The organism is Virgibacillus carmonensis (genome assembly GCF_057836705.1).
Genome location: NZ_JBYQFJ010000055.1, coordinates 1 through 8,847, shown reverse-complemented (window position 1 = coordinate 8,847; position 8,847 = coordinate 1). Strand labels below are relative to the sequence as shown.

Below are 8,847 nucleotides of genomic sequence, written 5' to 3'. Positions count from 1 at the left end.
CAGAGCGGTGCAGTGTGGGTGCTTTGCCCGCACGGAAGCGAACTGCTTATGTCTCCAGTGTCTAGGCGCTGGAGCTAGACAGATAATTGCCAAAACGTATAATTTCTTGCTTATAGAAAAAGACCGGTTCACTCATTTTATAGAGGAACTGGTCTTTTTTACTATTATTTAATCCGTATTTCATACCATAACTTTTTCGGGGTACGACTTCTGTTTCCAGGCAATTTCGTTACTTCCGACTTTGGAAACTTGAGTTGTACATATTTCAATTCAGCGTTTGTTAACCGTAATTCTCTAATACAAGCTCCATCCTTAAAAGAATCTGACAAAAACTCATCAAACCGCTTATCCTGCTGATGATTCATTCGCCATTCCTCCTACAAAAGTTATAGAACCTTTATTCAACCTGTTAATGATGTTTATGCTAGTCATCGGTTATATAGTATCCTAAATTACTTTTTATCACTTATAACTCCACAAACTGCTTCTTTTTCTTTAAAGCTTCTAAAGCTATTTCTGTTTCATCAAAAGGAACTTCCAGGTCGCCAACTTTTTGCGTTGTCTCATGCCCTTTGCCTGCAATAAGTATCGTATCATCCTTCTTACTTATCTCAATGGCGTGCTGAATAGCCGTCTCGCGGTCGATAATTGTTTTGTATTCACCATTATAGCGAACCATTGCCTGGGAAATATCTTGAACAATCATCAATGGGTCATAATTCTTCGGGTTATCAGATGTAACAACAGAAAAATCCGCAAAGGTCGATGCAATGCGACTCATTCCATCTCGCTTTTCTCGTCCTTTATCACTTTCGTCTGCGTACACACCAAATACTAGAATTAGTTTTCCTTTTACATAAGGACGAATAGTCTTAAGCGCTTGTTCCAATGCATCCTCAGTATGAGAAAAGTCCACAATAACTTTATACTCATTATCTTTGTAAATTGTCTCTAACCGACCCTTGATGCCTTTAACATTCTGTATTCCATGCTGAATCTCTTCAAGAGAAACACCATTACAATAAGCACAAGCAATCGCCGCTAAACTATTGTATACATATATAGCACCAGGTATATTAACAGTGACTTTAACATTTCCGGATGGGGTGTTAACCGTATAAGTAGTCTTATCAAATGAATAATGTATGTCAGTGGGATAGATATCTGCCTTATGTTCCATCCCAAATGTTACTAACGTTGTTTCATAGTCCTTCACTCGATTAATTAATCTTCTGCCATACTTATCATCCACATTAATAATATTGAAATCTTTTGTTAGATCAAAAAGTTCAGCTTTTGCTTCAAAATACTCATCCATGTTATTATGCAGCTCTAAATGATCAGGGGTGAGGTTTGTGAATATCCCCGTATTGAATCTGCTGTACGCCACCCGCTTTAAATTTAAGGAATGTGATGAGACCTCCATAATACAATGATCAACTTTCGCACTTTTCATTTCTAAAAAGGTACGTTGCAGGTTAAGCGACTCTGGTGTTGTATTTTCATTTTTTACCAGCCTATTGTTGATCAAAGTTCCGATTGTTCCAATTAAGCCCATGGATTGCTTTGCCTGTTCAAAAATTGACTTGATAAAATACGATGTTGAGGTTTTGCCATTTGTACCTGTAATCCCAATAACACTTAACTGTTCAGTAGGGTTTTGGTAAAAGTTAGCTGAAACCCGGGCTAGTGCATCCCGTGAGTTAACCACTTTTAAAACTGTAACATCTTGTTCTATAGGCATACTTTTTTCGAGTATAATCGTTGATGCACCTTGCTTGATTGCATCATCAATAAATCGGTGCCCATCGATGGCAAAGCCTGAAACTGCAACAAAGATACTATTATCCATGGCTTCCTTAGAATCATAGGAGATCGCGCTAATTTCCTTATCCAATTCTCCTTTAATGTTGTCAAATTCAAGACCTTTTACGATAGAGGTTAATAACATCTTTACAGCTCCTCAGATGATGAAATTGTTACTGCTTCTTTGTTTGTTTACGCTGTTTATTTAAGAGTTGATCCCGTTATATGAACTATGCAAATTACCTTGACTTTTGCCTGCGTACCTTACCGTTACCTTTATATACTTGATCAAAGGCAATTCCTGCTCCATGATCCATTCCCTGGCATCCAGCCAATAAAACTAGATCCTTCTTCTTAGCTATTGAAAGAGCAGCATGTATTGCCTCAGGTAATTCGTCATATACTTCTACTTTTATATCCGCGTTTTGCATGACATCTATAAATGCTTCCATTTCATCATCCGTTACTTCATCATTAGAAGTTACATGTGATGAACTCTTTGTAGCTATAATCTCACGTATATTAAGCTTTGAGGCATTTTCCACTATAGCTTCTGCGTTCTCTCTATTTATAGTAGCTCCTCTTTGTCCCCTAATCGCATAAACGAGTTGAAGATTCTCGTAATCCATATGCTCTAATGTTTGCAAGGTAACTTCTATATTCCCTGGATTAGCAAAATGGTCATCTATTATGATAAATTCATCTTCGTATATAAATTCAAACCTTCTTGGCACTCCTGAAAATTCGTTGAGTGTATGTTGAATGGTCGATACAGAAACGCCACAAAGTAGTCCAATTGTAATGGCAGCCATCGCATTATACACAGAATGCATACCAGGAACTCCCAACTCAATTGTAAATTCGCCAGGTTCAATCTCATTGTCACCCGTATGAATTGGCTTTAAAATTTCCACTGTGAATTTAGCCCGCCCTGTAGCTAAGTCTAAATTCTTACAATGAATATACCCGTTTTTATCTTCAATGCCATACGAAATAACCTTAGCATTTGTCTGGTTTACTAACGTCGCCGAGTATGGAGAGTCTAAGTTAAGAACAGCAACACTTTTTTCATCTGCTTCTCTAATCAACCTAGATTTAACTTCAACGTATTTTTCAAACGATCCATGCGTTTCTGCATGCTCAGGAGTCAGATTGTTAAGTGCTACGATATCATAGTTAACAGCATCTACACGATGCATCTGCAGGGACGCCGACGAAACTTCCATACATACATGGGAAACACCTTTTTCCACCATCTCATTTAGATAATAATGCAAATCCAACGATTCGGGCGTGGTAAGCTCTGATTCAGTGGTAACATCGTCTATCTTGATTACTACCGTTCCAATCAACCCTGTTTTCAACCCCTCATTTTCTAATATAGCATTCATCATATAAGAAGTGGTTGTTTTTCCATTGGTTGCAGTAATACCTATCATTTTCATCTTTTCAGATGGATAATGATAGAAAACATTTCCTAATTGTCCTAAAGCCACTCTACTATCCTTTACGAGAAACTGGGGGATAGAAATATTTTCTTGAATTTCCTCCACAACAGCAACCTTTGCACCATTTTTCACGGCATCATTCAAATAGTTGTGACCATCCACTTTATAGCCCCTAACACATACGAACATACTATTATTCGAAGTTTTTCGTGAATGATAGGAAATTCCTTCTATGTCAATATCCTTGATTTCCATATCATTTACCATGTCAATTGATTTTACTAATTGGCTTAATTTCATCTTTAATTCTATGCCCCCTTCTCTGCATGCTTTTAAACCATTATACAATAAATTTTATTCTATGAATATGTTGGACATCCTTTATTAGCCTATAATCTGCTATAGTTATAATTTACGAAGACGGTAAAACTTATAAAAGTTCTTAATGGTAACTTTCAATACTGCATAAAGCGGAATGGCAATTAAGATTCCAACAAATCCATAAAGCGATCCTGCTACTACTAGCAACAAAATAATTGTTAATGGATGTAACTGTAGTCTTTTTCCAAAAACAGCGGGTGAGACAAGGTTTCCCTCTAACTGCTGAACAATAAGGAGAATAATCAGAACATATAGCACCATTACTGGATTCTGTATTAAAGCAATTAAAATTGCAGGTAAAACGCCTAAAGCGGGACCAATCAAGGGTACTACCGCAGTAATAATAACAAACAAAGCGAGAACTAAAGCATAATCTAGATCAATAATCATATAACCTATATACATCAACACACCGTCCACCAGCCCCACAGTCAACTGTCCAAGAATATAGGAGGAAAGCGTACGGTCAATATCCTTCAATATTCTTTCTCCCTCTTCTAAATGCTTATTAGGGATAAACTTAAGTAGGTATGGCAGGAGCCTGTCTCCATCCTTCAAAAAGTAAAACAGAATAAACGGAACTAAAATCAGAACGGTTGCCACACTCGTAATCGCCCCAACAATCGCCGTAATATTATCACCAATTGTTTGTGCAAGATCACTTAAAAATGTAATCGTCTTTTGTTTAATTTCTTCCACCGAAAACATACCGAAATTATTTTCCTCGATAATATCTTTTGTTTGTTCAACTGTGTCCTCTACTTTTGACGGAAACTGCTCTGTTATTTGTTGCGCCTGGTCAACAACCTTTGCTCCAACAAGCTGAATAAACAAAACCACCATAACTGCAAAGAGTGCATAAACGGCTATAATTGCGATTGGACGATTCATATATTTCGGTCTGGAAAAGAACTCGACCACTGGCCTAAGTATGTAATAAAATAACCCAGAAATAATAATTGGAAAGAAAAGTATTGCAATCAATTTTTGGAATGGGTTAAGAAAAAAGTCTACTTTTCCCAGGAAATAAATACAAAGCAAAACGAGTAGTGTTCCTAATGCATATTTAAAAAAAGCGTGTCTAATCCACATTCAAGCACCTTCCTTTTAATAGGTTTCCTCTCTGTTCTTTACCTTTTAAACAATTATACTAAACAGCACTTGAATCAAGAAGCTTAAATTTGAATGAAAACGTGGAAATTGGACATCGTATCAGTGTTAGGAGTTGGATACTATGGAAAACACATGGATGTCTTTAATACCATTTTTGATCGTAATCGCTATGTCTATTTGGTTAAAAAAAATAATGCCAGGTCTAGTTCTAGGACTTTTAGTTGGGGCCTTGCTCGTTGAAGCAAACCTTTTAGGTGGGGCAAAGGAAACAATTACATATATCGTAGCTACATTATCGGATAAATCAAACATTCAAATCATTGCATTTCTTTATTTATTTGGCGGGCTTGTTGGCATGATGACCATATCTGGTGGTATAAAAGGATTTTCTGAGTGGATCGGTGGAAAAATTCACTCACAACGGGGGCTACTAAGTTTAATCTGGCTAACGCTTCCATTTACCTTCATGATGCCAATGTTCCGGATTATGATGATCGGTCCTGTTATTAAATCTATTATGGAGAAAATGAAATTATCCAAGAAAAAGGTTGGAATGACGATGGATGTCTCGACTGAATCTGTCATTGTGCTTCTCCCAGTTGCAACAGCATTTGTTGGTTTTATGATTTCCTTGGTGGATAGCGGCATTCAAAAACACCAACTTGATGTTTCGGCCTATCAAATTTTTTTACTCAGTATTCCATTCAACTTCTTTGCAATTGTTACATTAGTACTTGGACTAGTTCAAACATTTTGGTCTTCATCTAAAAAAGAGGACGAATCAAAAGAGCAATCAGATGATGGAAAGAAAAACGAACCTGACTATCACAAATTAGGCCGCAAAAAAGAACTGTCAATGGTTAAGGCACAGCCTTGGAATTTGATTATACCATTGTTCCTGCTCTTAGGTTTTTCCTTATATCTATTATGGCAAGATGGCAATGAAAAAGGAGCAGATAGCATTTTCCAGGCCTTATCAATAGCTGATGCTACGTTTGTAATGCTACTCGCGGTTTTTATTACCTTGGTTATCACCTTTATTTTTTATATGCTACGTCGTCAGCCGATAGGCGAAACGATTTATCACTTTTTTGATGGCGGAAATCGATTGATGCAAGCAATTATTCTTTTAGTGCTTGTATGGGCCTTGTCACTTGTAGCAGAGGATCTTGGCTTCTCTTTATTTATCAGTTCAACACTTGGAACATTTTTACCTGCTTTTACTATACCAGCGGTCATCTTTGTAATCGGGGCGATAGTTGCATATTTTATTGGATCTTCATGGGGTACATGGGGGTTGTTCATGCCGCTCGGAATCACACTTGCAACGGTAACTGATTCATCATTAGCTTTGACAGTTGGAGCTGTATTTGCAAGCGGCGCTTTCGGGGCACTGGCGTCACCGCTCGGGGACACAACCATTACAACTGCGTCTATTCTAGATATGCCACTTGTTGAGTACGCACGATATAAATTGAAATTTGCTTCGATTTGCGCAGGGATTGCAGCTGTTTTGTACCTAGCGGTTGGATTCTTCCTGGTTTGATAAGAAGTGGGATGGGGAGCGGGGATATTTTGCATATAACGGTATTCGCTCGATTATATCGAGCAGTATACCGAACTTACAAAATTCTCAATTATAAAGCGTTTATATATTTTTTCGTTATATATACAGACGTCATAACTGAGAGAAGTGCGCCATAATTTAGAGCAAACCTAACCTCGTCTCCTACTTTCAAATCAACCTTTTTAGCATCAAGAATGGTATGATCACTGCTGGATCCGAGAATTTCAATATCTAGTTCGGGTGTTAGTCCTGTCACAAGAACGTCTTGTGATCCGAAAGAAACAATAGCCCTTCTAATCAGTCCGCGATCACGAAATTCAGGGCGATTTCCAAACGCATCCTGCCCAGTTTCCCCGTAAGGAACAGATGGCTTTATTTTCGATTCAATTACCTCTGAAACAAACGTAAACGCGTCTGTGAATAATCCCGGAATAGCTTTTCGATCAAGCGTTTCGCGTCCCAAATAGATCGATTCACCTAATCGTAAGTTATTGATATTCCCAATACTTTCAGTTGCAGTAAACCAGTTGTAGTTAGCTGAATTTCCACCTGTAACGTGTAAGAGGGGAAGTGAAAATTTTGTTTGAATAATGCCAGCCAGTCTCGATAAGTCACTCATGTTATCTTCGCTTGGTCTCACACCTCCAAAACAAGCAAAATTTGCCCCGATACCCACAATCGAAATCCCTGAAAGGTTTAGAATCTCCCGAACGAATCCTTCCAGATTTACAGGCATGATTCCTTCTCTTAAATCTCCCATTTCTACCATCAGGATAATTTGATGTTCTGATTTACATAGATTGGCAGCCGCAGCAAGCTTTTTGATGACAACCAACTCGCTATTCATACTGATATCGGCATATTGAATGACTGCATCAACCTCACTAAGGGCGGGTGACTTTAGCAGGACAAATTGCGCATTTACCCCCGCATCACGCATTTTCTTAAGGTTTACTATTTTAGAATCAGCCAGCATATGAATCCCATTATTTACAAAAATTTCAGCGATAGCCGGATCGCCACACACGGTTTTCGTGACTCCCATGAGTCCAATTCCCTTTGAACCATATAGTTGAACCAGCTTTTCAGCATTATGGGCGATCTTTGCAAGATTGATCTCAACCCTGGATGTGGCACGTACGACAGTTTCTATCAATTAACAAGCACTTTTTTAGTTTTAGTCTTTAACTCGGGATAAACCTCTAAAAACCTGTTGATTAGTTTGTCACAACCATGCTTTAATACATCCGTAGCTGGAAGTTTAAGATCCTTTTCGTACTCAGAAACAGCCTCAAGTACCTCTTCATCCGACATATCCTCATGATTAATGGTAACAGCAATAACCTGTGACTTTGAAAATGTTTCAATGAGATCTATTTCACTCTTTAGTGTTGGCATTTTCATATAGTTAAAGTCACCAAGGTTCTCTCTTTTCGGTGGATGTTGAACAATGATAGAACTCGGTCTTGACCCCCGAATAATGGAACATGAGCTGATATAGGCAGGATGACTTAATGCCCCTTGACCCTCAACAATAATAATATCAGGATTTTCATTTTCATAAGCTCTCATGATTTGATTTTCAATCTCACCTGTCATAAATTGTGAAGGAATGGCGTCAATTGCTACACCGTATTTTGCACCTTGAATCAATCCCGTTTGGCCTGTAGCCACAAACGCAACATTTAGCCCTTTTTCTATTAACGCTTCTTCAAGTAAAACAGATGTCGTTCTTTTGCCGACAGCGCTGTCCGTGCCAAGCACAGCAATAATTGGAGTTTTGATGTTTAAAATTCTCCCTGAAAATAGGTGCATGTCTTTCTTTTGTGGCGGCTTTCTCACGTCATTGATAGTGACTTCGAACTTTAAAGAATGCTTCACAAATTCTTCATCATCTGTAAAAAATTCATGAAGCGTGTTGACTATACTCATCCCATGTGCCATTGCAGTTAACACAATCTCTCTCTCATTACTTTTCAAAAACCCTTCAGAAGGTGCAATCCCATAAATAAACTGATCGGGTACTGTGGACAATTTTTCAAGAGCGTGTTCAAGACTTTCGAACACTGGAATGTTGTTTGGCTTCTCCTCAAGATATTCCCCTGCGTCCAAACCAGCTTTTGTACTGTCAATTACTCCTACAATCTGGTATTTACCAGAACTTCTTACCAGTCCGTTTGCGGTCTTTCCATCCATCGTACCGAATTTGCTTTCGCAATAAACGATTGCTGTTTCCTTCATAAACTTTCACTCCAATTTATATATTTTTGTATCATGTCTTCATAAAATGTAAAAATTTTCCATTTAAAAGCAAACAAAAAACACCTCAATACATAGTGGAAATCAAACAGGCGTAGAGAGCCAAGATACTAATCATGCAAGGTGTTTTTCGTGGTATTCAGATTATTTTTACTACACTTATGATTATAGCACAGTTCAAGAAATAATGTTTATCATTATTATATTGAGTTTTTATGCGTTATTTGGATATATCAATCGTTATTTGGATATATCAATCGTTATTTGGATATA

7 protein-coding genes are annotated in these 8,847 nt (G+C 37.8%); 1 reads left to right on the top strand and 6 read right to left on the bottom strand.

The annotated features are described in order from the left end of the window. Window positions 1-164: 164 nt before the first annotated feature. From AC3G7N_RS20040 to AC3G7N_RS20025, 4 genes are all read right to left on the bottom strand, one after another. The gene (locus tag AC3G7N_RS20040) at window positions 165-365 is read right to left on the bottom strand and encodes a hypothetical protein (RefSeq protein WP_489423934.1); all 201 of its coding nucleotides are present in this window, start codon (window positions 363-365) and stop codon (window positions 165-167) included. A 101-nt stretch (window positions 366-466) separates the two neighbouring features. Then, window positions 467-1,951, bottom strand: a complete 1,485-nt coding sequence (locus AC3G7N_RS20035) for a UDP-N-acetylmuramoyl-L-alanyl-D-glutamate--2,6-diaminopimelate ligase (RefSeq protein WP_489423933.1) — start codon at window positions 1,949-1,951, stop codon at window positions 467-469. A gap of 94 nt (window positions 1,952-2,045) precedes the next feature. Next, window positions 2,046-3,554 carry a Mur ligase family protein gene (locus AC3G7N_RS20030; RefSeq protein WP_489423932.1) on the bottom strand — a complete coding sequence of 503 codons (1,509 nt, stop codon included), beginning with the start codon at window positions 3,552-3,554 and terminating at the stop codon, window positions 2,046-2,048. Between the two features lie 105 nt (window positions 3,555-3,659). Further along, window positions 3,660-4,727, bottom strand: coding sequence for an AI-2E family transporter (locus tag AC3G7N_RS20025; protein ID WP_489423931.1), 1,068 nt, complete (start codon window positions 4,725-4,727; stop codon window positions 3,660-3,662). 142 nt (window positions 4,728-4,869) lie between these two features. On the opposite strand from AC3G7N_RS20025, the gene AC3G7N_RS20020 reads away from it, so the two are divergent. Then, the gene (locus tag AC3G7N_RS20020; RefSeq protein ID WP_489423930.1) at window positions 4,870-6,294 is read left to right on the top strand and encodes a Na+/H+ antiporter NhaC family protein; all 1,425 of its coding nucleotides are present in this window, start codon (window positions 4,870-4,872) and stop codon (window positions 6,292-6,294) included. A gap of 91 nt (window positions 6,295-6,385) precedes the next feature. On the opposite strand, the gene AC3G7N_RS20015 is transcribed toward AC3G7N_RS20020, so the two are convergent. Both AC3G7N_RS20015 and AC3G7N_RS20010 read right to left on the bottom strand, forming a co-directional pair. Then, on the bottom strand, window positions 6,386-7,471 hold the full coding sequence (locus AC3G7N_RS20015; protein ID WP_489423929.1) for an alanine/ornithine racemase family PLP-dependent enzyme: 1,086 nt from the start codon (window positions 7,469-7,471) through the stop codon (window positions 6,386-6,388). After that, window positions 7,468-8,556, bottom strand: coding sequence for an N-acetyltransferase DgcN family protein (locus AC3G7N_RS20010; RefSeq protein ID WP_489423928.1), 1,089 nt, complete (start codon window positions 8,554-8,556; stop codon window positions 7,468-7,470). Before AC3G7N_RS20010 ends, AC3G7N_RS20015 begins: the two co-directional genes overlap by 4 nt. Between the last annotated feature and the right edge of the window lie 291 nt (window positions 8,557-8,847).